Annotated in this window: 20 protein-coding genes; 11 read left to right on the top strand and 9 right to left on the bottom strand. The window is 70.8% G+C overall.

Annotation, left to right across the window (positions count from 1 at the left end; genetic code table 11):
* Nucleotides 1–29: 29 nt before the first annotated feature.
* Entirely contained in the window at nt 30–2,723 is a 2,694-nt protein-coding gene (ppdK, locus tag ACFYZE_RS01020) for a pyruvate, phosphate dikinase (RefSeq protein ID WP_388986576.1), read from the bottom strand.
* Nucleotides 2,724–3,227: 504 nt separating this feature from the next.
* Nucleotides 3,228–4,448: an ROK family protein gene (locus tag ACFYZE_RS01015; protein WP_388986573.1), complete on the bottom strand. Its 1,221-nt coding sequence runs from the start codon at nt 4,446–4,448 to the stop codon at nt 3,228–3,230.
* Between the two features lie 130 nt (nt 4,449–4,578).
* Between ACFYZE_RS01015 and ACFYZE_RS01010 the strand changes: the two genes are divergently transcribed.
* The 3 genes from ACFYZE_RS01010 (at nt 4,579) to ACFYZE_RS01000 (ending at nt 10,573) form a co-directional block, all read left to right on the top strand.
* Entirely contained in the window at nt 4,579–6,192 is a 1,614-nt protein-coding gene (locus ACFYZE_RS01010) for a hypothetical protein (protein WP_388986570.1), read from the top strand.
* Entirely contained in the window at nt 6,189–8,126 is a 1,938-nt protein-coding gene (locus ACFYZE_RS01005) for a glycogen debranching N-terminal domain-containing protein (protein ID WP_388986567.1), read from the top strand. Before ACFYZE_RS01010 ends, ACFYZE_RS01005 begins: the two co-directional genes overlap by 4 nt.
* Nucleotides 8,127–8,413: 287 nt before the next feature.
* Complete coding sequence (locus tag ACFYZE_RS01000; RefSeq protein ID WP_388986564.1) at nt 8,414–10,573, top strand: CDP-alcohol phosphatidyltransferase; 2,160 nt, start codon at nt 8,414–8,416, stop codon at nt 10,571–10,573.
* On the opposite strand, the gene dusB is transcribed toward ACFYZE_RS01000, so the two are convergent.
* Nucleotides 10,574–11,716, bottom strand: a complete 1,143-nt coding sequence (gene dusB, locus ACFYZE_RS00995; RefSeq protein WP_388986561.1) for a tRNA dihydrouridine synthase DusB — start codon at nt 11,714–11,716, stop codon at nt 10,574–10,576.
* 82 nt (nt 11,717–11,798) lie between these two features.
* On the opposite strand from dusB, the gene ACFYZE_RS00990 reads away from it, so the two are divergent.
* On the top strand, nt 11,799–13,244 hold the full coding sequence (locus ACFYZE_RS00990) for an MFS transporter (RefSeq protein ID WP_388986558.1): 1,446 nt from the start codon (nt 11,799–11,801) through the stop codon (nt 13,242–13,244).
* Between the two features lie 12 nt (nt 13,245–13,256).
* On the opposite strand, the gene ACFYZE_RS00985 is transcribed toward ACFYZE_RS00990, so the two are convergent.
* Complete coding sequence (locus ACFYZE_RS00985) at nt 13,257–14,177, bottom strand: helix-turn-helix transcriptional regulator (protein ID WP_388986555.1); 921 nt, start codon at nt 14,175–14,177, stop codon at nt 13,257–13,259.
* 101 nt (nt 14,178–14,278) lie between these two features.
* On the opposite strand from ACFYZE_RS00985, the gene ACFYZE_RS00980 reads away from it, so the two are divergent.
* Both ACFYZE_RS00980 and ACFYZE_RS00975 read left to right on the top strand, forming a co-directional pair.
* On the top strand, nt 14,279–15,706 hold the full coding sequence (locus tag ACFYZE_RS00980; protein ID WP_388986551.1) for an MFS transporter: 1,428 nt from the start codon (nt 14,279–14,281) through the stop codon (nt 15,704–15,706).
* 138 nt (nt 15,707–15,844) lie between these two features.
* Nucleotides 15,845–16,303: a VOC family protein gene (locus ACFYZE_RS00975; protein ID WP_388986548.1), complete on the top strand. Its 459-nt coding sequence runs from the start codon at nt 15,845–15,847 to the stop codon at nt 16,301–16,303.
* A gap of 41 nt (nt 16,304–16,344) precedes the next feature.
* Here the strand turns inward: ACFYZE_RS00975 and ACFYZE_RS00970 are convergent, their stop codons facing one another.
* The 4 genes from ACFYZE_RS00970 to ACFYZE_RS00955 all read right to left on the bottom strand — a co-directional run bounded on the left by ACFYZE_RS00970 (nt 16,345) and on the right by ACFYZE_RS00955 (nt 21,999).
* Entirely contained in the window at nt 16,345–17,316 is a 972-nt protein-coding gene (locus ACFYZE_RS00970) for a glycosyltransferase family 2 protein (RefSeq protein WP_388986545.1), read from the bottom strand.
* A 140-nt stretch (nt 17,317–17,456) separates the two neighbouring features.
* Entirely contained in the window at nt 17,457–17,876 is a 420-nt protein-coding gene (locus tag ACFYZE_RS00965) for a hypothetical protein (protein WP_388986542.1), read from the bottom strand.
* Between the two features lie 165 nt (nt 17,877–18,041).
* The gene (locus tag ACFYZE_RS00960; protein ID WP_388986539.1) at nt 18,042–20,444 is read right to left on the bottom strand and encodes a glycosyltransferase; all 2,403 of its coding nucleotides are present in this window, start codon (nt 20,442–20,444) and stop codon (nt 18,042–18,044) included.
* Between the two features lie 172 nt (nt 20,445–20,616).
* On the bottom strand, nt 20,617–21,999 hold the full coding sequence (locus ACFYZE_RS00955) for a glycine--tRNA ligase (protein ID WP_388573163.1): 1,383 nt from the start codon (nt 21,997–21,999) through the stop codon (nt 20,617–20,619).
* 161 nt (nt 22,000–22,160) lie between these two features.
* Between ACFYZE_RS00955 and ACFYZE_RS00950 the strand changes: the two genes are divergently transcribed.
* The 5 genes from ACFYZE_RS00950 (at nt 22,161) to ACFYZE_RS00930 (ending at nt 25,644) form a co-directional block, all read left to right on the top strand.
* A complete protein-coding gene (locus ACFYZE_RS00950) occupies nt 22,161–23,120 on the top strand; it encodes a metal ABC transporter substrate-binding protein (RefSeq protein ID WP_388986536.1) in 960 nt (319 codons plus the stop codon).
* Nucleotides 23,121–23,137: 17 nt separating this feature from the next.
* A complete protein-coding gene (locus tag ACFYZE_RS00945; protein ID WP_388986532.1) occupies nt 23,138–23,923 on the top strand; it encodes a metal ABC transporter ATP-binding protein in 786 nt (261 codons plus the stop codon).
* Entirely contained in the window at nt 23,923–24,825 is a 903-nt protein-coding gene (locus ACFYZE_RS00940) for a metal ABC transporter permease (RefSeq protein WP_200417277.1), read from the top strand. The genes ACFYZE_RS00945 and ACFYZE_RS00940 overlap by 1 nt, the downstream gene beginning before the upstream one ends.
* Before the next feature lie 184 nt (nt 24,826–25,009).
* Complete coding sequence (locus ACFYZE_RS00935; RefSeq protein WP_366024419.1) at nt 25,010–25,426, top strand: transcriptional repressor; 417 nt, start codon at nt 25,010–25,012, stop codon at nt 25,424–25,426.
* An 80-nt stretch (nt 25,427–25,506) separates the two neighbouring features.
* Nucleotides 25,507–25,644: a hypothetical protein gene (locus tag ACFYZE_RS00930; protein ID WP_388986527.1), complete on the top strand. Its 138-nt coding sequence runs from the start codon at nt 25,507–25,509 to the stop codon at nt 25,642–25,644.
* Between the two features lie 45 nt (nt 25,645–25,689).
* Here ACFYZE_RS00930 and ACFYZE_RS00925 read toward each other — a convergent pair whose 3' ends face one another.
* Nucleotides 25,690–26,523 (bottom strand): isoprenyl transferase, encoded by an 834-nt coding sequence (locus tag ACFYZE_RS00925; protein ID WP_388986524.1) that lies wholly within the window; start codon nt 26,521–26,523, stop codon nt 25,690–25,692.
* Nucleotides 26,524–26,531 lie beyond the last annotated feature (8 nt).

Below are 26,531 nucleotides of genomic sequence, written 5' to 3'. Positions count from 1 at the left end.
CGGCGTTCGGTGAGGGTCCGTCCGAAGCCCTACCGGTGGTCGCTTCCCTGCGACTGCGACGCCGCCCGGCCGGCCTCCAGGCGGGCCACGGGGATGCGGAACGGGGAGCAGGAGACGTAGTCCAGGCCCACCTCGTGGAAGAAGTGCACCGACTCCGGGTCGCCGCCGTGCTCGCCGCACACGCCGAGCTTGAGGTCGGGGCGGGTGGCGCGGCCCGCCTTCGCGGCGTCGCGGACCAGCTTGCCCACGCCGTCCTTGTCGATCGTCTCGAACGGGGAGACGCCGAAGATGCCCTTCTCCAGGTAGGCCGTGAAGAAGCTCGCCTCCACGTCGTCCCGGCTGAAGCCCCACACCGTCTGCGTGAGGTCGTTGGTGCCGAAGGAGAAGAACTCGGCGGCCTCCGCGATCTGACCGGCCGTCAGCGCGGCGCGCGGCAGCTCGATCATGGTGCCGATCGCGAGGTTCAGCTCCGTGCCCGTCGCCGACTCGACCTCCGCGATGACCTTGTCGGCCTCGTCGCGGACGATCTCCAGCTCCTGGACCGTGCCGACGAGCGGGATCATGACCTCGGCGCGCGGGTCGCCCTTGGCCGCCTTGCGCTCGGCCGCCGCCTCCGCGATCGCCCGGACCTGCATGGTGAACAGGCCGGGGATGACCAGGCCGAGGCGTACGCCGCGCAGGCCGAGCATCGGGTTCTGCTCGTGCAGCCGGTGCACGGCCTGGAGCAGACGCAGCTCGTTCTCGTGCGGCTCCTGGCGGGACTCGGCGAGGGCCACGCGGACCGACAGCTCGGTGATGTCCGGGAGGAACTCGTGCAGCGGCGGGTCCAGGAGGCGGACCGTGACCGGGAGGCCGTCCATCGCCTCGAAAAGTTCCACGAAGTCCTGCTTCTGCAGCGGCAGGAGCTGCTTGAGCGACTCCTCGCGCTCGGCTTCCGTGTCCGCCAGGATCAGGCGCTCCACGAGCTCACGCCGGTCGCCGAGGAACATGTGCTCGGTGCGGCACAGGCCGATGCCCTGGGCGCCGAAGCGCCGTGCGCGCAGCGCGTCCTCGGCGTTGTCGGCGTTGGCCCGGACGCGCAGGCGGCGCTTGCGGTCCGCGAAGGCCATGATCCGGTGAACCGCCTCGACCAGCTCGTCGGCGTCGTCGGCGCCCGCGTGCATCCGGCCCTCGAAGTACTCCACGACCGGGGACGGGACGACCGGTACCTCGCCCAGGTACACCTTGCCGCTCGAGCCGTCGATGGAGATCAGGTCGCCCTCCTCGACGACCTGCCCGCCCGGCACCGTCATCCGGCGGCGCTTGGTGTCGACCTCCAGCTCCTCCGCACCGCACACACAGGTCTTGCCCATGCCGCGTGCGACGACGGCCGCGTGGGAGGTCTTGCCGCCGCGCGAGGTCAGGATGCCCTCGGCCGCGATCATGCCGTCCAGGTCGTCGGGGTTGGTCTCGCGGCGGACCAGGATGACCTTCTCGCCGGAGCGGGACCACTTCACCGCGGTGTACGAGTCGAAGACCGCCTTGCCGACCGCCGCGCCCGGCGAGGCCGCGATGCCGCGGGCGACCTGCTGGACCTTCGCCTTCTCGTCGAACCGGGGGAACATCAGCTGCGCGAGCTGCGCGCCCGTCACCCGCTGCAGCGCCTCGGCCTCGTCGATCAGTCCCTGGTCCACCAGCTGGGTCGCGATGCGGAAGGCCGCGGCCGCCGTGCGCTTGCCGACGCGGGTCTGCAGCATCCACAGCTTGCCGCGCTCGATGGTGAACTCGATGTCGCAGAGGTCCTTGTAGTGGTTCTCCAGCGTCTCCATGATCTGCATCAGCTGGTCGTACGACTTCTTGTCGATGTTCTCCAGCTCCGCGAGCGGGACGGTGTTGCGGATGCCCGCGACCACGTCCTCGCCCTGCGCGTTCTGCAGGTAGTCGCCGTAGACGCCCTGGTGGCCGGAGGCGGGGTCCCGGGTGAAGGCGACGCCCGTGCCGGAGTCGGGGCCGAGGTTGCCGAAGACCATCGAGCAGACGTTGACCGCGGTGCCGAGGTCGTGCGGGATGCGCTCCTGGCGGCGGTAGAGCTTGGCGCGGTCGCCGTTCCAGGAGTCGAAGACCGCCTTGATGGCGAGGTCCATCTGCTCGCGCGGGTCCTGCGGGAAGTCGCGCCCGGCCTCGGTCTTGACGATCTTCTTGAACTTGGTGACCAGCTTCTTCAGGTCGGCCGCGTCGAGCTGGGTGTCGTCGGCGACCTTCTTGGCCTCCTTGGCCGCCTCCAGCGCGTCCTCGAAGAGCTCGCCGTCGACGCCGAGGACCGTCTTGCCGAACATCTGGATGAGCCTGCGGTAGGAGTCCCACGCGAAGCGGTCGTCGCCGGCCTGCTTCGCCAGGCCCTGCACGGACTTGTCGGAGAGCCCGATGTTCAGGACGGTGTCCATCATGCCGGGCATCGAGAACTTCGCCCCGGAGCGGACGGAGACGAGCAGCGGGTTGTCGGGCTGGCCGAGCTTCTTGCCCATCTTCTGCTCGAGGGCCTCGAGGTGCGCACTGACCTCGTCACGCAGTGCCGGGGGTTCCTCGCCGCTGTCCAGGTAGACCTTGCAGGCCTCGGTGGTGATGGTGAAGCCCGGAGGGACCGGCAGGCCCAGGTTGGTCATCTCGGCGAGGTTCGCGCCCTTGCCGCCGAGAAGGTCCTTGAGGTCCTTGTTGCCTTCGGTGAAGTCGTAAACGAACTTCATGCCCTCGACGCCGTTCTCTGTTACGTGGCGATCTTTGTTTTCCGACACGGTCTCGACTCCTCGAGGACGCGGTGGCTGCCCTGACGGCGAGGAACATACCCAGATCAAAGGCGTCTGGGTACGTCCACTTGCGCGTCATGCGCCCGTAACCACTCGTCCGCCACCGGATCGAAAGTCAAGGCTTGGCAAGTGGCGTCCGGGCGATGTTTTCACTTGTTGAAGGCATCAACGCCCGTAGAGGGGGTTTGATGCTCACATGAGCGGGTCCCGACACTTCTGATTTTCGATCGATGAACGATCAAGGGGTGACACTCAGTGCCACCCCTTGAGGAAGTGCAGCCGCCCAAGATCCGCTCATCTGAGCGCAACCCCTATCAGGGGTGGCGAGAATCACGCTAGCCGAGGTCGCCCGATTTCACCATGCGGACGGTGATCCGGACCGAAATCAGACTGTCACGCTCACGACAAGAACAAGGGAAGGATCTCCGGCCACCGGCTGGGGCGTCAGACACCCAGTGCCTTCAGCCGCTCCTCCACCCGCTCCGGCGCGTAGAGGTACTCGACGACCAACGCGCCCGCACCCACCAGCCCCGCCCGCTCCCCCAGCCGCGAGACCACCACGTCGAGATGCGCGGTGGAGCGGGGCAGCGCCCGCTGGTACAGCAACTCCCGTAGGCCCGTCAGGAACGGCGTCCCGGCCAGGTCGCCCGCGATCATCAGCACCCCCGGGTTCAGCAGGGTCACCACGGTCGCCAGCACCTCCCCGACCCTCCGCCCGGCCTCCCGCGCGAGCGCGACGGCCTCCGGGTGCCCCGCGGCCAGCAGGTCCCGCACGTCGGAGCCCGAGGCGGCCGGCACCCCCGCCCGATCCAGCCGGCGCGCGACGGCACCACCGCTCGCGACGGCGGCCAGGCAGCCGTAGGACCCGCAGCGGCAGAGCGCGTCGGCGCCCTCGGGGACGCGGATGTGCCCGATGTCGCCGGCGCCCCCGTCGATGCCGCGGTAGATCCGGCCGTCCACGACCACGCCCGCGCCGATCCCGGTGGAGACCTTGACCAGCACGAACGCCCGGCAGTCCGGATGTGCGGTGCGCTGTTCGCCGTACGCCATCAGGTTCGCGTCGTTGTCGACCAGGACGGGGACGTCGGCGGTGCCGCGCGCGTGCTCGGCGAAGGCGCGGGCGAGGCGCCCCGTTATGTCGTAGCCGTCCCAGCCCGGCATGATCGGCGGCTGCACGACCCGGCCGGTGTCGCTGTCGACGGGCCCCGGCACCGCGAGGCCGATCCCGCAGACCTCGTGCGCCCGATGGCCCGCCTTGTCGAGAAGTCCGGCGAACCAGCGGCCCAGTTCACCGAGGACGGCGTCCGGGCCGTCCTCGAGGAGCAGGACGCCGGTGTGCTCGGCCAGGATCTCTCCGGCCAGCGTGAGGACGGCGGCGCGGGCGTGCCGGGTGTCGAGGTCGGCGGCGAGCACCACGGCATGGGCGTCGTCGAACTCGAGCGTGATCGAGGGGCGTCCGCCCAGCGGCGAGTCGACCGGTCCGCCCGCACCCTCGCGCAGCCACCCGGCCCGGAACAGCCGGTCCAGACGCTGGCCGACCGTGGCCCGGGACAGGCCGGTGGCCTGCTGCAAGGCACCCCGGGTCGTAGCGCGGCCACTGCGCACCAGTTCGAGCAGATCCCCGGCGCCGGCCGACGCGCCCGGCTTTCCGACTCTTCCGCTCATGCGCACCCCCTTGCGTTCACCAACCTTGCATTACATATTGAGTTTTGCGTGTTAAATAGGCGTAACCCTACGGTAGCCACTGCCGAACCGCGCCGAACCATCCGGCCGCACGTCTTTCGGGGAGACCTGAGTGGAGCGCACGACCCAACTCACCGCCCGCCGTACGGAACCGGCACCTCCCGCGCACCCCTCGGGCTCAGCGACCACGTCCCACCCCCGTGAGACCAGCCCTTCCGGAACACCTGTATACGAACCGGACATTCCCGGATCGCTGCACGTCAGGGCGGCGCGGGTGCTCGACGCCAACTGGACGGGCACGTCCACGGTCCCCTCGCGCGGGCTGTACCCGCACCAGTGGTCCTGGGACTCGGCGTTCATCGCGATCGGGCTGCGCCACATCTCGCCGTTACGGGCGCAGACCGAGCTGGAGACGCTGCTGGACGCACAGTGGGCGGACGGGCGGATCCCGCACATCGTGTTCAACCCCTCCGTGCCCTTCGACGCGTACTTCCCGAGCCCCGACTTCTGGCGCTCTTCCACCACCGGGCGCGCCGCGGGCGCCCCGCGCACCGTACAGACCTCGGGCATCGTGCAGCCACCGGTACACGCGCTGGCGGCCTGGCTGGTTCACCTGGCCGACCCCGGGCTGTCCCTGGCGCGCGGCTTCCTAGCCCGGGTCCACCCGCGCCTGGCGGCCTGGCACCGCTATCTGCTGCACCGCCGCGACCTGGGCGGCGGCGGGCTGGCCTCGGTGGTGCACCCCTGGGAGCAGGGCATGGACAACAGCCCCGCCTGGGACGCGCCGCTGACCCGGATCACCCCGGCCCCGGCCCGCTCCTTCCGCCGCGCGGACCTGGCCCACGGCGCGGCGGAGGACCGGCCGACGGATCTGGACTACGGGCGGTACGTACGGCTGGCGACGGAGTACCGCGACGGCGGATACGCCGACGGAAGCAGCCGCTTCGCGGTGGAGGACCCGGCGTTCAACGCGCTGCTGATCGCGTCGGAGCACGCGCTGGCCCGGATCGCACAGGAGTTGGGCGCACCGGGGACGGCACGGCATGCCCGTGCGGAGCGCCTGACGGAGGCTCTGGTCGACCGGCTGTGGGACCCCGTGGAGGGGATGTTCTTCTGCCGGGACGTGTATGGGGGCGAGACGCGGGAGAGCGGTGCTCTCGATCGAGATCAGCGCTTTGGGAACAGCGCTCTCGGGACGGAGCGCCGCTGCTTCGGGAGCAGCGCTCTCGGGACGGAGCGCCGCTCCCCCACCGGCGCCCTCGTCCCCGAGCGCACCGTCTCCGGCCTCATCCCTCTGCTGCTGCCCACCCTCCCGCGCGACATCACCACCACCCTCGTCGGCACCCTGCGCGGGCCGCACTTCTCGCTCGGCAACGCCACCCGGCTCGTGCCCAGCTACGACCTGCTCGGCGAGGCCTTCGATCCACACCGGTACTGGCGCGGGCCCGCCTGGTTCAACACCGGCTGGCTGCTGGAGCGCGGGCTGCGCCTGCACAGCGAGCGGGCGGACGCCGACGCGCTGCGCGAGGCCCTGCTGGAGACCGCGGGCACCTCCGACTTCGCGGAGTACGTCGATCCGTACACGGGCGAGGCGTGCGGAGCGGTCGGCTTCGGCTGGACCGCCGCCCTCACGCTCGACCTGCTCCACGACCACCCCGGACAGGGCGTGTCCCCGACGGGCAACGGCACGTTCGACAGGAGTGACAAGGGAGGGGGCCGGGGATGACGGACCGGCATCATCTGCTCGTGTGCGGTGGGACGTTCGCCGCCGTGAGCGACAGCGGGGACATCAGCGGGGTACGGGGCGTCAACTCCCCGTCCGGGTTGTTCGTACGGGACGCACGCCATCTGAGTCGCTGGCAGCTCACCGTGGACGGCGCGGTGCCCGAAACGCTCACGCCCGTCGCCGACGGGGACATGGCGCGGTGCGTCCTCGTGCCGCGCGGAGGCCGCCAGGAGCCGCCCGCGCACACGCTCTTCCGCGAACAGGCCGTCGTCGACGGTGCGTTCGTGGAGTCGCTGCGGGTCACCAGCAACCGCCCGGTGCCGACCACGGTCCGTGTCGCCGTCACCGCGGACGCCGATTTCACCGACCAGTTCGAGCTGCGCTCCGACCACCGTACGTACGCCAAGACGGGTGCCGTGCGCTTCCGCCGGGTGCTCGAGGACGGCGTGGAGTTCGGCTACCGGCGCGGCGAGTGGCGCTCCTGTACGAGGGTCACGGCCGAGCCCGCGCCGGACGGTGTCGAGGAGACCGGCACGGGCGCCCGGCGCCTGGTGTGGACGCTGGAGCTGGAGCCGCACGGCTCGGCGGAACTGTCCCTGCGGGTCGCCGCCCGGCCGCACGGGGCGGCTCAGGACCCGGTGGTCCCCGCGTCCCCGGCCGCCGCCAACCACCGGCTCCTGCGCCTGGAGGGCGAGTTCATGGAAGGCATCGCCTTCCCCACCGGCTGGCCCGAGCTGGCCACGGCGTGTGCGCGGGGCCTGTCCGATCTCGCCGCGCTCCAGGTCCCGGCGACGGGCCCCGACGGGGAGGAGCTGCGCGTCCCGGCGGCCGGCGCGCCCTGGTTCCTCACGCTCCTTGCCCGCGACGCGCTCCTGACCTCCCTCTTCGTGCTCCCCTACCGCCCCGAGCCGGCGGCGGCGACCCTGCCCGCCCTCGCCGCGACCCAGGCGACGGAGGTCGTCGCGGGTTCGGTCGCCCAGCCGGGGAAGATCGTGCACGAGGTGCGGCACGGGGAGCTGGCGCACTTCGGGCAGGTGCCGTACGGGCGGTACTACGGCTCGGTCGACGCGACACCGCTCTTCCTGGTGCTGCTCGGCGCCTACGTCGAGCAGACCGGTGACACGGCGATGGCTCGCCGTCTGGAACCCCACGCCCGCGCGGCGGTCGGCTGGATGCTGGACCACGGCGGCCTCACCTCGCGCGGCTACCTGGTCTACCGCGCCGACCAGGGCGGCCTCGCCAACCAGAACTGGAAGGACTCCCCCGGCGCGATCTGCTCCGCCGACGGGAGCCGCCCCACCGGGCCGGTGATGGCGGCGGGCGCGCAGGGGTACGCGTACGACGCGCTGCGCCGCACCGCGCACCTGGCGCGAACGGTGTGGGGGGACGAGGTGTACGCGGCGCTGCTCGAACAGGCGGCCGCAGATCTGCGCGACCGCTTCCAACGGGACTTCTGGATGGAGGAGCAGGCGTTCCCGGCGCTGGCACTGGACGGCGAGGGCAACCAGGTGGACGCGCTGGCCTCGGACGCGGGGCATCTGCTGTGGTCGGGCCTGCTGGACAAGGAGTACGGGGAACTGGTGGGCCGGCGCCTCCTGGAGGAGGACTTCTTCTCTGGCTGGGGCGTCCGCACCCTGGCCGGGGGCCAGGCGGCGTACCACCCGATGTCGTACCACCGCGGCTCGGTCTGGCCGCACGACAACGCGCTGATCACGCTGGGCCTCGCCCGCTACGGCCTGCACGACGAGGCCCGTGCGGTCGCCCACGCCCTGGTCGACGCGGCGACGGCGACGGGCCACCGGCTGCCGGAGGTGCTCGCCGGTTACAGCCGCGACAGCCACCCGGAGCCGGTGCCGTACCCGCACGCCTGCGTCCGCGAATCCCGCTCGGCGGCGACACCACTCGCCCTGCTCACGGCGGTGGGCGGGGCGTAGAGCCGGCTGCGGCGGCGGGCGGGGCACAGCCCCCACGGACACCCGGGACCGCGCGGAGCCAATGGGCGGGCGGCGCGCGGCCCCGGGGCGACTCCTTCCCGGCGCCCCGCCTGTGCGACCCGATGTGCTCCCGGAGTGGTTGACCTGGGATTTGCCGGGTGTTTGCCGGGTGCTGGGGCGTCGTGGTGAACGCATGTACCCGGCCACCCGTACGGGATGACGGCGGGCCGGCCTCCCCAGCGCGGCCCGCCCCTCCACCACGGGCTTCGCACGGAAGGACCCTCGGGTTGCCTCTCAACACGCGCGCACCACAGACGACGAGCAAGGCGGGGGCGGCCACCGACGGGATCCTGCCGGCGGAGGAGGACGAGCGGCCGGTGCCGGAGGCGGAACCCGTCGCTCCGGACGAGTCCGCCGACCGTACGACGGAGCCGGACGACGAGGACGCCCCCACGGCCGGAAACGAGGTCGCGGAAACCGAAGCCGCGGAAACCGAGACCGCGAAAGCCGAGGCCGCGGAAACCGAGGCCGCAGAAACCGAGACCGCGAAGCCGGAGGCCGCGGAAACCGAGGCCGCGGAAACCGAGACCGCGGAACCGGAGGCCGCGAAACCGGAGACCGCGGAAACCGAGACCGAGGAAGCCGAGGCCGCGGAAACCGAGACCGCGAAGCCGGAGGCTGCGGAAACCGAGACCGCAGAACCGGAGACCGCAGAACCGGAGGCCGCGGAAAACAAGGCGGCGGAGGACCGGGCCGGCACAGCCGACGGCCCCCGTCCCCGCTTCCGCCCGCGCACCTGGCGGGCCGACCACCCGCTCGCCGCCCGCGTCCTCGGCATCACGGTCACCGTGCTCGCCGGTGTCCTCGTCGTCGTCTCCCTCGTCATGCCCAACAGGCTCGCGAGCTTCCGGCCGGCCATGTTCACGCGGATCCCGGTGGAGGCGCTGATAGGGGGCGTGGTGCTGACCGCACTGCCCCGGCGGCCACGGCTGGTCGTCGCCTGGGTCGGCGGTGTCGCGCTCGGCGTGCAGACCATGCTCAACCTGCTGGACGCCGGCTTCTACCAGTACCTCGGCCGCGACTTCAACGCCGTCCTCGACTGGCCACTCCTCAGCGACGCCTACTCCTACCTCCAGGACACCCTCGGCGGAGCGGGCGCCCTGGGAGTCCTGCTCGCGGCCGTCGCGATCGTCCTCGTCGTCCTCGCCGTCTCGGCACTCTCGGTCGTGCGGCTCGGCAACGTCATGGCCCGGCACCGCTCCACCAGCACCCGTACCGTCCTCGTGCTCAGCATGGTGTGGATGACCTGCACGGTCCTCGGCCTCCAGTTCGGGGGCGTGTCGCTGGCCGCCGAGCGCACCGTCACGATGCTCAAGGCCCGCTCCGACCTCATCCGTCAGACCATCAGGGACGAGCGGGACTTCGCGAACACCGCCAAGGTCGACGCCTTCGGGGCCACCCCGGGCTCGCAGCTCGTGCCCGATCTGCGCGGCAAGGACATGATCTTCACGTTCATCGAGAGCTACGGCCGCAGTGCCATCGAGGACCCGGTCATGGCACCCGGCGTCGACAAGACCCTCGACAGCAGCACCCAGGCCCTCGCCAAGGCCGGCTTCCACGCCAAGAGCGGCTGGCTGACCTCGGCGACGTACGGCGGCAGCAGCTGGCTCGGCCACTCCACGTTCCTTTCGGGCCTGTGGATCGACAACCAGAACCGCTATCGCACCGTCACCACCAGCGACCACCTCAGCCTCACCAAGGTGTTCAAGAAGACCGGCGCCTGGGACACCGTCGGCATCATGCCCGGTGTGCAGAAGGGCTGGCCGGAGCAGAAGTACTACGGCCTCGACAAGGTCTACAACGCCTTCGAGATGGGCTACAAGGGCCCGAAGTTCAGCTGGTCCACCATGCCCGACCAGTACGCGCTCGAGGCGTTCCAGCGCCTGGAGCACGGCAGGAAGCGCGACAAGCCGCTGATGTCGGAGATCATCCTGACCTCCAGCCACACCCCCTGGGCCCCCATCCCCAAGATGGTCGGCTGGAACCAGCTGGGCGACGGCTCGGTCTTCGACGCCATCCAGAAGGCGGGCAACAAGCCCGACTACACGTACACCAGCGACACCCACTCCAAGGAGGAGTACGGCAAGTCCGTCCAGTACTCGGTGACCGCCCTCACCCAGTTCCTGGAGCGCTACGGCAACGACGACACCGTGCTCGTCTTCCTCGGCGACCACCAGGCGAACGCCCACGTCAGCGGCAACCACGCCAGCCATGACGTGCCCTGCGCGATCGTCGCCAAGGACCCGAAGGTCCTGGACAGGATCGCGAGCTGGGGCTGGACGGACGGCCTGCGGCCCGCCCACAACGCGCCGGTGTGGAAGATGAGTTCGTTCCGCGACCGCTTCCTGACGGCGTACGGCTCCACGCCGCACCCCGCCGGGGACTGATCAGCCTCCGGAGGTGTCGAGCTCCGCGTCCTCGCTGATCCCCGCGCAGTCGTACGGGTCCTTCAGCCAGCCGTCCGGCAGCACCACCCGGTTGTTGCCGGACGTACGGCCGCGGGGCCCGTCGGCGCCGGACGGCCAGGGCTGGTCGAGGTCCAGCTCGTCGAGGCCGGCCCGCAACTCCTGGAGGGAGGAGGTGATCGCGAGCCGCTTGCGCATCTCCGAGCCGACCGCGAAGCCCTTCAGGTACCAGGCCACGTGCTTGCGGAAGTCGATGACGCCGCGCGACTCGTCGCCGAGCCACTCGCCGAGCAGGGTGGCGTGCCGGACCATGACGTCGGCGACCTCGCGGAGTGCGGGCCGCCGGAAGTCGCCGTTGCGCCCCTCGAAGGCCGCCACCAGGTCCGCGAACAGCCACGGACGCCCCAGGCACCCGCGTCCCACCACGACACCGTCGCAGCCCGTCTCCCGCACCATGCGCAGCGCGTCCTCGGCCGACCAGATGTCGCCGTTGCCCAGCACCGGGATCTCCGGCACGTGCTCCTTCAGCCGCGCGATGGCGTCCCAGTCCGCCGTGCCGCCGTAGTGCTGGGCGGCGGTACGTCCGTGCAGCGCGATGGCCGTCACGCCCTCCTCGACGGCGATCCGCCCGGCGTCGAGGTAGGTGATGTGGTCGTCGTCGATGCCCTTGCGCATCTTCATGGTGACCGGGAGGTCGCCGGCGCCGCTGACCGCCTCGCGCAGGATCGCCCGCAGCAGGTTCCGCTTGTAGGGCAGCGCGGAGCCGCCGCCCTTGCGGGTCACCTTGGGTACCGGACAGCCGAAGTTGAGGTCGATGTGGTCGGCGAGGTCCTCCTCCGCGATCATGCGGACGGCCTTGCCGACGGTCGCCGGGTCCACGCCGTACAGCTGGATCGACCGAGGCCGCTCGCTCGCGTCGAACTTGATCAGCTGCATGGTCTTGTCGTTGCGCTCGACCAGCGCCCGGGTCGTGATCATCTCGCTCACGAACAGGCCCTTGCCGCCACTGAACTCCCTGCACAGCGTGCGGAACGGCGCGTTCGTGATTCCGGCCATGGGCGCGAGCACGACGGGCGGCCGGACGGTGTGCGGGCCGATCTGCAGGGGGGACTCGGTCATGGGCATTGCCCCATTGTCGCGTATCGGCAATGATCATGTAGCACTCATTAGTTAGACGCACTATCAATGTCGGCGTACCATGGACCGCATGCCCGAGCTCAGCCACAGCCGACGTCTTCTGGTGCTCGCGATCTGCTGCATGAGCCTGCTGATCGTGAGCCTCGACAACACCGTCCTGAACGTGGCGCTGCCCTCTATGCAGCGGGAACTGCATGCGAGCGTCTCCGGACTGCAGTGGACGATCGACGCGTACACGCTGGTCCTGGCCTCGCTGCTGATGCTCGCGGGTTCCACGGCCGACCGGATCGGCCGCAAGCGGGTCTTCATGGCGGGCCTGATCGTCTTCAGCGTCGGCTCCCTGCTGTGCTCGCTCGCTCCGAACCTCGAACTGCTGGTCGTGTTCCGCATGGTGCAGGCGGTGGGCGGTTCGATGCTCAACCCGGTCGCGATGTCGATCATCACCAACACCTTCACCGACGCCCGTGAGCGCGCCCGCGCGATCGGTGCGTGGGGTGCCGTGGTCGGCATATCCATGGCCGCGGGACCACTGGTCGGCGGGCTGCTGGTGGAGTCGGTCAGTTGGCGTTCGATCTTCTGGGTAAACCTGCCGGTCGGACTGGCGGCGCTCCTGCTCACCCTGCGCTTCGTCCCCGAGTCCCGGGCGCCCAAGGCACGCCGCCCGGACCCGGTCGGCCAGCTGCTGGTGATCGCCCTGTTCGGCTGCCTGACGTACACGATCATCGAGGCCCCGGAGGCCGGTGCCGCAACGATCGTCCCGTTCGCCGCGGTCGCGTTCGTGGCATTGCTCGCCCTGCTCCGGTACGAGCCGCGCCGCGCCGAACCGCTCATCGACCTGCGCTTCTTCCACTCGGCGCCGTTCAGCGGGGCAACAGTGATCGCCATCAGCGCCTTCGCGGCTCTCGGCGGCTTCCTGTTCCTGTCCACGCTCTACCTGCAGAACGTACGCGGACTGGACGCCCTGCACGCGGGCCTGTGGATGCTGGCGCTGGCGGCCCCGACGATGCTGTGCGCCCCGCTGTCCGGCCGTCTGGTCGGCAACCGGGGGCCGCGCCTGCCGCTGCTGGTGGCGGGCTGTGCGATGACCGCGAGCGCGGTGCTGTTCGCGGCCTTCGAGGCGGAGACGTCGAACACCATGCTGCTCGTCGGCTATGTCCTGTTCGGCATCGGCTTCGGATTCGTCAACGCCCCCATCACCAACACCGCCGTCTCCGGCATGCCCCGCGCCCAGGCCGGCGTCGCCGCGGCGGTCGCCTCCACCAGCCGCCAGCTCGGCCAGACCCTCGGCGTGGCGGTGGTCGGCGCGGTGCTGGCCTCCGGTGTGACGGCGTCGGCGTACAGGCAGACGTTCGTCTCGGCGGCCCGCCCCGGCTGGTGGATTCTCGTCGCCTGCGGTGCGGCCGTGCTGGTACTCGGGGCGCTCACCACCGGCCGGTGGGCCAGGAGGACGGCAGAGCTTACGGCTGACCGGCTCGAGTCCCCCGAGGTTCGTGAGGCCTCCGGCGTCTCCGCCTAGTGCCGCCAGGGATCAGGCGGCGCTCCGATCCGACGCGATCGCCTGCAACTTCTCCAGCCGCTCCCGCGACTCCCGGTCCGCCGGCGCGTACGTCACCATCCGGGGCCCGTTGTGCGGCCCGAGCCACAGATCGGTGTGGTCGAGAGTCAGCAGGCCGACGTGAGCGTTGCGGAACTGCTTGCGCTTGCTGCGGGAGCCGACCACCTCGTGCCGTTCCCAGGCCTCGCGGAACTCGGCGGACTCGGTCATCAGCCGGTTGAGCAGTATCTTCCAGGCGGGCTCACCGAGGTGGTCGGCCATGTTGGCGCGGAACTTCGCGGCCATCAGCCGCATGGTCGCCTCGTGCTCGACGATCGACGCCCGCCAGTCCGGGTGCGTGTAGCACAGCACCATGCAGTTGCGGTCCGCCGGCGGGACGGCGTCGAGGTCGCACATCAGCAGCCCGTAGGTGCGGTTGTAGGCGAGGATGTCGTACCGGCTGTTGGAGATGCAGGCCGGGAGCGGCTCGAGCTGTTCCAGCAGGATGCGCTGGGCGTCGGTGACCGACGGGCAGTGCGCGCCGGGCGCGGGGTCGACGGCACCGGCCAGGTTGAACAGGTGGGCGCGTTCGCTGGCGTCGAGCAGCAGCGTGCGGGCGAGGGCATCGAGGACCTGGACGGAGACCTGGATGTCCCGGGCCTGCTCCAGCCAGGTGTACCAGGTGACACCGACCGCGGCGAGCTGCGCGACCTCCTCGCGGCGCAGCCCCGGGGTGCGGCGGCGCCGGCCGCGGGGCAGTCCGACCTGCTCGGGGGTGATGTGTTCGCGGCGGTGCCGCAGGAACGCGGCCAGTTCATGCCGCCGGATCTCGGATGCGCGCCGCTCGGGCACCTCCGCCTCCCGGCCCGTCGGTGTCTCGCGGACCGCCACCGTCTCCTGCATCATCGTCGCCATACCCCTAGCCTGCCGCTCCGCGGAGCCTGTTTCCAGGTAGTGCCGGTACCAGGATAAAGACACTCTGGTACCCCCCTGAGGGTCGGCGGAGCCTTGCTGGTGTGACCGAGACTCTCACTACCCCTACTGTCCGCTCGCCGGTGGCGACCCCACGGCTGGGCGGACTCGGACTGTTCACGGTGCTGCTGGGCGCGGCACTGCCCCTCATCGACTTCTTCATCGTCAACGTCGCCCTTCCGACGATCGGCAGGGACCTGCACGCGGGCGAGGCCGTCCTGGAACTGGTCGTCGCCGGGTACGGGGTGTCGTACGCCGTGCTGCTGGTGCTCGGTGGCCGGCTGGGCGACCTGTTCGGCCGGCGTGAGTTCTTCCTCTACGGGATGGCCGCCTTCGGCGTGACCTCGCTGGCGTGCGGGCTCGCCCCGACCGCCTGGACGCTGGTTGCGGCGCGGGTCGCGCAGGGCGCGGCCGCCGCGGCGATGCTGCCGCAGGTGCTCGCCACGATCCAGGCGGCGACCAGCGGGCAGCACCGCGCCAGGGCGATGGGCCTGTACGGCGCGACGGCCGGTCTTTCCATGGTGGCCGGGCAGATCCTCGGCGGTGTGCTGGTGGCGGCGGACATCTGGGGCACCGGCTGGCGTGCGGTGTTCCTCGTCAACGTGCCGGTCGTGGTGGTCGGCCTGTTCCTGGGGGCACGGGCGGTGCCGGAGACCCGCTCGCAGCACCCGGAGCCGGTGGACGGGCCCGGCACGGTGCTGCTCGCCGTCTCGCTGCTGACCCTGCTGGCGCCGCTGACCGAGGGCCGGGCCGCGGGCTGGCCGCTGTGGACCTGGCTGGCGCTGGCCGCGTTCCCGTTCGCGGCGTGGGCGTTCTACGCGGTGGAGCGCCGGGCGGACCGGCAAGGCCGTACGCCGCTGGTGCCGCCGAGCCTGTTCGCGCTCACGTCGCTGCGGCGTGGACTGGTGATGATGGTGCCGTTCTCGATCGGGTTCAGCGGCTTCATGTTCGTGATCGCGGTGTCGCTGCAGCAGGGCGCGGGCCTCGGTCCGGTCCCCGCGGGCCTGGCGCTGACGCCGATGGCGGTGGCCTTCTTCGTGGTCTCGCTGTACGGGCCGCGGCTGGTCGCCCGCTTCGGCACCCGGGTGGTGACCGCCGGGGGGCTGATCCAGGCGGTCGGCATCGGGCTGCTGGTCCTGACCGCCTGGCGCTCCTGGCCGCACCTGGGCGTGTGGGAGCTGCTGCCGGGCGCGGCGGTGGCGGGCGCGGGTCAGGCGCTCCAGCTCCCGATCATCATGCGGATCGTCCTGTCCGAGGTGCCGACGGCACGGGCGGGCGTCGGCAGCGGTGTCATGGTGACGACGCAGCAGTCGGCGCTCGCGCTGGGCGTGGCGACGCTCGGCACGCTGTTCCTGACGCTGGTGCCGGGTGTGGGCATGCGCGACGCCCTGGTGACGACGCTGCTGGTCCAGCTGGCCGGCATCGCCCTGACGGCGGCCCTGAGCCTGCGCCTGCCACGCACGGTCAGCTGACCTGCCGCCCACGCAGTCGGACGTGGCCCCGCACCCCGGTGAGACGGGTGCGGGGCCGCCGTGTGCTCCCGCGCCGCGGGCGCGTCCTCCTACGTGATCTCCGGGACAGGCGTCGGCGCCCTCCGGGATAGTGGCCGCATGGCAGCCACACTGGACTGGAAACTGGTCGTCGACACGCACGACGCTCCCGCCCTCGCGGACTTCTGGGCGGCCGCGCTGGGGTACGAGGTGGAGGACAACAGCGCGCTGATCGACCGGCTGCTGACGGCGGGTCAGCTCCCGGAGGCGGCGGTCGCCGAGCACAACGGCACTCGGATCTTCCGGGGTTTCGCCGCCATCCGGCACCCGGACGACCCGTACGACAAGGAGACGGGCATCGGCCGGGGCCGCCGCATCCTTTTCCAGGACGTCCCCGAGCCGAAGACCGCGAAGAACCGCCTCCACCTCGACGTGCACGCCGGCCCGGGCGCCCGCGAGGCGACGGTCGCCCGCCTGGAGGCCCTGGGCGCGAGTCGCGTCGAGGAGGTGAACAAGGGCCCGGCCGGTCACTGGTGGGTCATGCGCGATCCGGAGGGCAACGAGTTCTGCGTGGCCTAGCGGTGGCCTCGTAGCGGCCTCGTAGCGGGCCTGGCAGCGGCCTAGTGCACGGCGGCAGCCGTCGCGGCGGGCTCGCTCTCCCGGGTGGGCGGGGCGGCGGTGCCGGCGTGCGCGGCCAGCTCCTTCTCCAGGCGGCGGATGTGGTAGTACTGCACCCGCGTGGTGCGCTGCAGGGCCATGACCGCACCGAGGAACTGATCCATCTCGGTGGCCCGGGTGAGGATGTCGTCGGGTACGTTCTCGTCCCGCAGGCAGGCTTCCGCGTCCTGACCCAGTACGGCGTGCGCCCAGCCACGCGTGATCGGCTTGTACAGGCCCGGGTGCTTGACCACGATCCGCGCCCGGATGGCCAGGTCGTTCTCGGCGGCTTCCAGATGCAGTCCGGTGTCCTTGTTGCGCGCCCCGAACAGCGGCTCATGGATGTGGTGGGCGTCGAAGCCGTGCTCGACGCAGCCGATCCAGAAGTCCCAGTCCTCCCCCGCTCTCATGGTCTCGTCGTACCCGCCCACGGCCTGCCACGCCTCGCGGCGGTACAGCGAGCAGTAGAACATGATCAGCCGCTGCAGCATCAGTTCCCGGCTGTAGGCGGGCAGGGGCATCGCCTGCGGGGGCAGGTCGTCGTCGGTGAAGGTGAAGACGTCCGTCGACGCGATGGCGATGCCGGGGTCGCCGTCCAGGACCCCGACCGTCTTCTCCAGCATCGTGGGCGCGATCACGTCGTCGGCGTCCAGCGGAAGGATGTAGCGGCCGGCGGCCGCCTCGATCCCGGTGTTGCGGGCCGCGGAGACTCCGGCGTTGGCCTGCCGGAGCAGCCGGATGCGCCGGTCGGGGTGGCGGGCGATCAGGCCCTCGGCCACCTCGGCGGTGTCGTCGGTGCTGCCGTCGTCGACGATGACGAGTTCCCAGTCACGGAACGTCTGGGCGACGACGCTGGACACCGCGTCGGGCAGATAGCGGGCGTAGTCGTGGCAGGGGATGACCACCGAGACCACAGGGTCGAAACCGTGGGGCATGAGCCGTCTTTCGCTCGGAACGGAAGGGGAGGGACGAGGAGCCCGGACCACGGGCGGCAGGCCTCTGCGACGTCGCGCGTGGGCGGCCCCCCCCGGCCCCTGTGCCAGGGCCACGTCGCAGCGGACCCGCCGATCACCTGCTAGCCGATGCCCAGGCTGCGCGCGTAGTCGCGGTCGGCGTAGTCGGAGTAGCGGCCGGAGCTGTGATGGTGGCCGTAGTCACAGATGGTCATGTTGGCCACGGGTGCGCAGCAGTGGCCGTAGTTACTGATGGTGACGTTGGCGATCGATGGGCAGCAGTGGCCGTAGTTGCTGATCGTGACGTTGCCGATCGGGGGGCAGCAGCGGCCGTAGTCGCCGATCGTGACGTTCGCCAAGTTCTTGCAGGGGTGGTCCTCCCCCGGTATGAGGGTGACGTCGCCGCTCATGGGCTGCCCTTGGTGCGCGTACGGGGCCGAGGCCGTCAGCGCTTCCTGTCCGAGGGCGGCGGCGTAGGCGGCCTCCGCGGTGTTGAGCAGTCCGGCGGTTGCCAGTGCGGCCGGGAGAGCCAGGGAGGACATGACACGAGCTTTCACGGTGGTGCCTTCCTTTCGGTGGGGCTGCCCCGACAGCCGGCGACCTTCACGGGAGGGGCAGCATCGCCACCGTAGGATTTGCATACTGTGCGTGGCAAAACGATTACGCCGTGCGAGTGGCGGAGGCGCCACGTGGCGGCACCGTCGGGTTCAGGACGGGGACAGGGCCGCGGTGTCGGCCGCATCCGGGACAGGGAGCGGGTGCAGCACCTCCAGGTCGGGCAGCGCCCAGCAGGCGGTGCCCATGTCCCGGGCCATCGCGGCCAGGCCCTCGGTCTCGATGAGGTACCGGTACGGGAAGGACGGGAAGTTCAGGCCGTCGCGGTGCACGTCGGCGCGGACCAGCAGCACGGTGCCGCCGACCGAGTCCACCCGGAGAAGCCCTTTGCCGCGCAGCTCGTCGAGGTAGGTCCGGCCGAACCCCTTGGGCGGCTGCAGAATGCCGTCGCGAAGCCACTGGGACCAGTCGAGCGTGCCGGCACGGGGCTGGAGAACGAAGGTGTTGAGGTCGTACGTGGCTCCCCCGGCGGTGGTGGCGCAGTGCGGGACGACGATGTCCTTGCGCGCTCCGAGCAGCCGCTGGATCAGGTCGGCCGGGTAGTCGGTGACATCCACGTCGAGCCACAGCACCCACTCCTCGTCGGCAAGGGCCCGGGCGAGCAGATGGTTGCGCACCTTGGCCAGTACCGACCGGCGCCGGCGCTGGAGGCCCGGCTCCCAACGCGGCCCGGCCACCTGCAGGCCGAAGTCGCGGTGGACGAGGGTGACCCGCCGGTACTCCGCCTGGAGGCCGGGCAGGACCTGCCGCAGCAGTTCCGGCGTCGAGTCCCGGCTGTCGCCCTCCAGCAGGCCGAGGGAGATCGCCTCACGCGGATAGTCCAGGGAGCGCAGTTTCTCCAGATAGCCGGGCAGGTGCGAGGCCGCGTCCTTCAGGGGGGTGAGCACCAGCACGAGGGGCCGCTCACTCGCCGGGCCCGGAGCCGGCTCGGCAGCCGTACGCGGTCGCACCCCGGCCGCTCGCTCGGCGGCGGCGCCGGTCTCGGCGTGGGCGACGTCCCGCGGCTCGATCGGCAGCCGGGTCGCCATGGCCAGCAACCGCTCGGTGTACGCGCCGGGTTCGGCCCAGACCTGGGTCGCCACCTCGAAGTGCTCGGTGAAATGCGACTCGTCGAACGTGTTGCCGCCGTGGCAGATGTAGGTGTACAGCTCCGGGGCGTCGATGGAGACGACCCGGCAGGTGCGGACCACCTCTTCCGCCACCGGTGTGTCCTCGCCCCGGCGTTGCGCCGGATAGCGCGGCATCCGGTCCCTGGCGCAGATCATCGATCCTTCCCAGACGCGCGCGCACGAGATCGCGAGCTTGCGGCGAGCGGGCCACCACAGCCGTTCACGGGCGAGGAAACAGGCCTCTGCGCCGAGGGCGAGGATCGCCGCCATCTGCGTCTCGACCCGCTCCGGGTCGTACAGGTCGTCGTCGTCCCACTGGCACACGTAGGGCCCGGTGGCCCGGTCCACCGCCTCGTTGCGCAGTTCGCCGAGGGTCCGCCCCTCCGGGGGAAGCCGGTGATGACGGATCCGCGGGTCGCCCAGATCCCGGACGTACCGCTCGAGGGCGTCGTCGGTGCCGTCGTCCACGACGACCAGTTCCAGTGCGCGGTACGTCTGCGCACGGAAGCAGGCGATCGCGCGGCTCGCCATCGCCATGCGGCCCTTGGTCACCATCAGGCAGGACACCGTGGGCGCGGGCGCGCCCGAGGCCCAGCGGCGCCTTTGGGCGTCGAGGCTGAGCTGACCGTCGGCGAGCGGGTGCAGCCCCTGGCTCGCCCAGAAGGGGAACCGCTTGCCGGCCGAGATCCGCACTGCCCCGGAGTCGTCCCGCATCCAGCTGCCGGACCAGTGGTGCACGGCGTACGCACGCTCGTAGTCGGCTTCCTGAGGGCCGAACAGCTCTGCCGCGTGAGGGCTCACCTCGGGATACAGGGCTTCCGGCCCGAGGACCGTGACCGAGGCGGGCTCCGGGGCGCTGTCGACCGCCCTGGTGAGGAAGAAGGGGCCTGTGGCCTCCAGAGCGTCGGGCGCCCGGTGGGCGCCGACCAGCTGCCGGTGCACATGGGCCCAGAAAGGGTGGCCCGGCCGTGACGCGATGAACGCGTTGCCGACGATGCGGCCGAATCCGTGCCGGCGGGCCAGCAGCAGACGCGTGTGGGCCTCGGGTTCGCAGCCGAGGACGAGTTCGCGTCCGTCGAGGAGTGCGCCGACCGGCTTCAGGCACTCGAAGTCCATGTCCACGTAGAGCCCGCCGAAATGATCGAGCAGGAAGTAGCGGATGGCGTCGGCCCGCATGATCGCTTCGGGGTAGGCGTCGTAGACCGGCAGGAACCAGGGATAGTGCTCCTGGAGGAAGGCACGGTTGTCCGCGTCGGTCCACAGCCGGTATCCCCAGCCGGGGTGATGCTGACGCCAGGAATCAACCCACTTGCGCCACTTCTCGGGTACGTCGGTGTCTTTCCAGGTCTGATGGATCAGGGCGGGAATCTTCTCCGGTGTCCGCATGCACGCAGTATGAAGATCCTTTTTGTCGCCGAGCGGCTCCGGCAGGACGTGCCGACCGCACATTCACCCGGGCGGCACCTCCAGAACCCAAACAAAAGACGCCGGGCGGGCTGGAAACCATCCAGCCCGCCCGGCGTCCTCGTCTCGCGGTCCCGCGCGGAGCGCCCAGCGCCTAGCAGCCCAGGAGCCGCCCGGCCAGGTACCCCTCGATCTGGTCGAGAGACACCCGCTCCTGCTTCATGGAGTCACGCTCACGCACCGTCACCGCGTTGTCGTCCAGCGTGTCGAAGTCCACCGTCACGCAGTACGGCGTGCCGATCTCGTCCTGGCGGCGGTAGCGGCGGCCGATCGCGCCCGCGTCGTCGAACTCGATGTTCCAGTGCTTGCGCAGCGCCTGCGCCAGACCCTTGGCCTTCGGCGACAGCTCCGGGTTGCGGGACAGCGGCAGCACCGCGACCTTCACGGGAGCCAGACGGTGGTCGAGGCGCAGCACCGTGCGCTTCTCCATCTTGCCCTTGGCGTTGGGCGCCTCGTCCTCGACGTACGCGTCGAGCAGGAACGCCAGCATGGTGCGCCCGACACCCGCCGCCGGCTCGATGACGAACGGCGTCCAGCGCTCGCCGGCCTCCTGGTCGAAGTAGGAGAGGTCCTGGCCGGAGGCCTTGGAGTGCGCGGAGAGGTCGTAGTCCGTGCGGTTCGCGACACCCTCCAGCTCACCCCACTCCGAGCCGCCGAACTGGAAGCGGTACTCGATGTCGGCGGTGCGCTTGGAGTAGTGGGAGAGCTTCTCCTTCGGGTGCTCGTACCAGCGCATGTTCTCCTCGCGCAGGCCGAGACCCGTGTACCAGTTCCAGCGCTCCTGCATCCAGTACTCGTGCCACTTCTCGTCCTCGCCCGGCTTGACGAAGAACTCCATCTCCATCTGCTCGAACTCGCGGGTGCGGAAGATGAAGTTGCCCGGCGTGATCTCGTTGCGGAACGACTTGCCCATCTGCGCGATGCCGAACGGCGGCTTGCGGCGCGAGGTCTGCTGGACCTGGAGGAAGTTGGTGAAGATGCCCTGCGCGGTCTCGGGGCGCAGGTACGCGATCGAGCCGCTGTCCTGCGTCGGGCCGAGGTGGGTGGAGAGCAGACCCGAGAACTGCTTCGGCTCGGTGAACTGGCCCTTGTTGCCGCAGTTGGGGCAGTTGATGTCCGCGAGGCCGTTCTCCGGAAGGCGGCCGTGCTTGGCCTCGTACGCCTCTTCCAGGTGGTCGGCACGGAAGCGCTTGTGACAGGAGGTGCACTCGGTGAGCGGGTCGGTGAAGGTGGCGACGTGGCCGGAGGCCACCCAGACCTCGGTCGCCAGGATCACCGACGAGTCGATACCGACGACGTCCTCGCGCGACGTCACCATGTAGCGCCACCACTGGCGCTTGATGTTCTCCTTGAGCTCGACACCCAGCGGTCCGTAGTCCCAGGCGGCACGCTGACCACCGTAGATCTCGCTGCAGGGGAATACGAAGCCACGGCGCTTGCTCAGGCTGACGATGGTGTCGATCTTGTCGGCGGCCACGGTGCTCTCTTCATTACGACGACGGGCGACGAAGCGAGACGCTTCAAAGCGAATGCTTCAGGGTACCGGCGGTGGCTCCCCCTCAATCAAATCGGTGCCGTCCACAAGCCCACACCAGAGCTTGTTGACAACGGTTTCCATGTTTGATGAAAATGACTGTCATGAACGTACGACGACGCCTCATACCCGGGGCCGCGGTCGCGGCGGCCACCGCCCTCGGCCTCGGAGCCCTCTCCGCCTGCTCCTCGGCCGGCGCCGCACCGGGCGACAGCGGCAGGTTCGACGTCGTGGCGTCGTTCTACCCGCTGGCCTTCCTCGCCGAGCAGATCGGCGGGTCCCACGTCCACGTCACCAGTCTGACCCAGCCCGGCCAGGAGCCGCACGACCTGGAGATCAGCGCCAAGCAGACCGCGCAGCTCCAGGAGTCCGACGCGGTGCTCTACCTCAAGGGCCTGCAGCCCTCCGTCGACGACGCGGTGGCTCAGTCCGAGATCAGGACGAAGATCGACGCCGCCTCCCTGACCACCGAGGAGGAGCACGGCAACGAGGTCGGCGGGCACGCGGCCGCCCACGACACCCACCAGGGCGAGGAGGCCGGCGGCAGGGACCCCCACATCTGGCTCGACCCGGTGCGCTACGCCCAGGTCGCGGGCGGCGTCGGCGCCGCTTTCGAGAAGGCGGACCCGGAGCACGCGGACACCTACAAGAAGAACACCGACGCGCTGGTCAAGAAGCTCGGCGACCTGAACACCCGGTACGCGGACGGTCTGAGGAACACGAAGACCAAGGTCTTCATCACCACACACGCCGCCTTCGGCTACCTCGCCGAGCGCTACGGCCTCACCGAGGAGGCCATCAACGGCCTGGACCCCGACTCCGAGCCCAGCGCCGCGCGCGTCCGCGACCTCGAGAAGATGGCCAGGGCCGACGGCGTCTCCACCGTCTTCTACGAGACGCTCGTCAGCGACAAGACCGCGAAGACCATCGCGAAGGACGCGAACCTGAAGACGGACGTCCTCGACCCGCTCGAGGGCATCACTCCGAAGTCCCGCGGCCGCGACTACTTCCAGGTCATGGAGTCCAACCTCAAGGCACTGCAGACCGCATTGGGCACGAAGTGATCGCTACGGAGGACGCCATGGACGCCATGGACGCGATGGGCGAGCCCGTCATATCGATGCGCGGCGTACGCGCCGACCTGGGCTCGCGCCCCGTCCTGCGCGGCATCGACCTCACCGTCCACCGCGGTGAGGTGGTCGCGCTGCTCGGGGCGAACGGCTCGGGCAAGTCGACCGCCGTGCGCAGCATCATCGGCCAGGTGCCGGTGAGCGCCGGGGAGATCGCACTCTTCGGCACCCCGCGGCGCGCCTTCCGCGACTGGCGGCGCGTCGGGTACGTGCCGCAGCGCACCACCGCCGCGGGCGGCGTGCCCGCCACGGTGACCGAGGTAGTCGCCGCGGGCCGTCTGTCCCGGGCCCGCTTCGGCATCCTGCGCAAGGCCGACCACGAGGCCGTACGCCACGCCCTGGACCTCGTCGGCATGGCGGACCGGGCCAGGGACTCCGTGGGCGCCCTGTCCGGCGGCCAGCACCAGCGCGTGCTGATCGCCCGCGCGCTCGCCTCCGAGCCCGAACTGCTGATCATGGACGAGCCGATGGCGGGCGTCGACCTGGCGAGCCAGGAGGTGCTCGCCCGGACGCTCAAGGACCAGGTGGCCTCCGGCGCCACCGTCCTGCTGGTGCTGCACGAACTCGGCCCCCTGGAGCCCCTGATCGACCGGGCGGTCGTCCTGCGCGACGGCTGCGTGCTCCACGACGGGCCGCCCCCGAAGGCCGTGGGCCAGCACGCCCTGCCCGGCCACGACCACGTCCACCCGCACGACGCCGCGGGCGCCGAACCGATCCGCACGGGACTGCTGAGCTGATGGACTTCCTGAACTACGCCTTCATGCAGCGGGCCCTGCTCGCCGCCGTCCTGGTCGGCATCACGGCCCCCGCCGTCGGCATCTACCTCGTCCAGCGCCGCCAGGCCCTGATGGGCGACGGCATCGGCCACGTGGCGATGACGGGCGTCGGCCTCGGCTTCCTCCTGTCCACCTCCCCGGTGTGGATGGCGACGGCCGTCTCCGTCCTCGGCTCGGTCCTGATGGAACTGATCCGCTGGTACGGGAAGACACGCGGCGACATCGCGCTCGCGATGCTCTTCTACGGCGGTATGGCCGGCGGCGTGATGTTCATCAACCTCGCGCCGGGCGGCTCCAACGCGAACCTGACGTCGTACCTGTTCGGGTCGTTGTCCACCGTCTCGCAGTCCGACGTGGTGGCGATCTGCCTGCTCGCGGCCTTCGTCGTCCTGGTCACCCTCGGCCTGCGCCGCCAGCTCTTCGCGGTCAGCCAGGACGAGGAGTTCGCCCGGGTGACGGGCCTGCCGGTGCGCGCCCTGAACCTGCTGACGGCGGTCACGGCGGCCGTGACGGTGACCGTCGCCATGCGGGTGGTCGGTCTCCTCCTGGTCTCCGCGCTGATGGTGGTCCCGGTGGCGGCCGCGCAGCAGCTCGGCCGCAGCTTCGCGGCGACCTTCGCGATCGCGGTCGCCATCGGCGTGACCGTCACCCTCGGCGGCACGATCACGTCGTACTACCAGGACGTGCCGCCCGGCGCGACGATCGTGCTGCTGACCATCGCCGCGTTCATCGCACTCACCGCCCTCGCCACTCCGCTGGCCCGGCGACGCGCGCGGGCGCTCGCCGCCGCGCAGCCCTCCGGGGACCCCGCAGAGTGCGCGATTCCGGCCACTCGGGGGGCCGGCGACGAGGTCGGAGTCTGACCGCGCACAGGCCGGACTGGCACAATGGCCCGGCAGGGCACAGACGTCAGGCGCGGAGAGCCGAAGGGGCGCGCCGGGTTGGGATCGTGGGCTCGCGGAGGCCCGGAGGACTGAGCCGGTCCCGGTCTCGGCACCGGCTCACAGCGCCCCGCAGGCGAACGAGCCGTCAAGAAGGAGGCAACCGGTGACCACCGCAGGACCGCCCGTGAAGGGCCGCGCCACCCGGCAGCGTGCCGCTGTCGCGGCGGCCCTCGACGAGGTCGACGAGTTCCGCAGCGCGCAGGAGCTCCACGACATGCTCAAGCACAAGGGCGACTCGGTGGGCCTGACGACGGTCTACCGCACCCTGCAGTCCCTCGCCGACGCCGGCGAGGTCGACGTCCTGCGCACCTCCGACGGTGAGTCCGTCTACCGCCGCTGCTCGACCGGCGAACACCACCACCACCTGGTCTGCCGCGTCTGCGGCAAGGCCGTCGAAGTCGAGGGCCCCGCGGTGGAGAAGTGGGCGGAGGCGATCGCGGCAGAGCACGGCTTCGTCAACGTCGCCCACACGGTGGAGATCTTCGGCACGTGCGCGGAGTGCGCTGCGGCCGGGGACTGAGCGGGGCTCATACGCGGGGCGGGTGGCGGTCCAGCAGGGCGCGCAGCCGGTCCACGTCCTCCGGGGTGCGCGCGCCGCGCTTGAGGAGCACCATCGGCGAGGCGGGTGTGTGGACGACGAGCGCCCACGCCGACGTACGACTGGCGTGGGCCGACTACGGCGGTCCCGCGCTGCTCCACGGTCTGTCCGGTCACGGCCCCTCCCCGCTCCTTCGGTGACGAGCCGTGATCGCAACCGCAGGGCCGGACAGCCGGCCCCCGGGCCTACTCCTGCCTGCCCTCCATCGCCAGCAGCTCCTCGTTGGGGATCGCGCCGCCGAAGCGGCGGTCGCGGGAGGCGTACTCCACGCACGCCCGCCACAGGTCGCGCCGGTCGAAGTCCGGCCACAGCACGTCCTGGAAGACCATCTCGGCGTAGGCGCTCTGCCACAGCAGGTAGTTGGAGGTGCGCTGCTCACCGCTCGGCCGCAGGAACAGGTCGACGTCCGGCATGTCCGGGTAGTACAGGTGCTTCGCCACCGTCTTCTCGGAGATCTTCGACGGGTCGAGCCGGCCGGCCTTGACCTCCTCCGCGATGGCCTGCACCGCGTCGGCGATCTCCGCGCGGCCGCCGTAGTTCATGCAGAAGTACAGCGTGAGCCGGTCGTTGCCCTTGGTCTGCTCCTGGGCGATCTGGAGCTCCTTGGCGACGGACTTCCACAGCCTGGGCATACGGCCCACCCAGCGCACCCGCACGCCGAGTTCGTCGAGCTGGTCGCGGGTCTTGCGGATGAAGTCGCGGTTGAAGTTCATGAGGAAGCGCACCTCTTCGGGCGAGCGCTTCCAGTTCTCGGTGGAGAAGGCGTAGAGGGAAATACTCCCCACGCCCATCTCGATCGCGCCCTGCAGCACGTCCAGCACCCGCTCGGCACCGACCTTGTGGCCCTCGGTGCGGGGCAGGCCGCGCTCCTTGGCCCAGCGCCCGTTGCCGTCCATGACGATCGCCACGTGGTTCGGGACCAGCTCCCCGGGGAGCTTCGGCGGCCGCGCGCCGGACGGGTGCGGCTCCGGCGTCCTGTACTCCCGGCGCTGGCGGCCCAGAAACCCGCGTACGGCCATGTGCTTCT

Origin of the sequence: Streptomyces sp. NPDC001796 (genome assembly GCF_042892355.1) — a bacterium.
Classification (GTDB): domain Bacteria; phylum Actinomycetota; class Actinomycetes; order Streptomycetales; family Streptomycetaceae; genus Streptomyces.
This window is presented reverse-complemented; position numbering and strand designations above follow the sequence as displayed.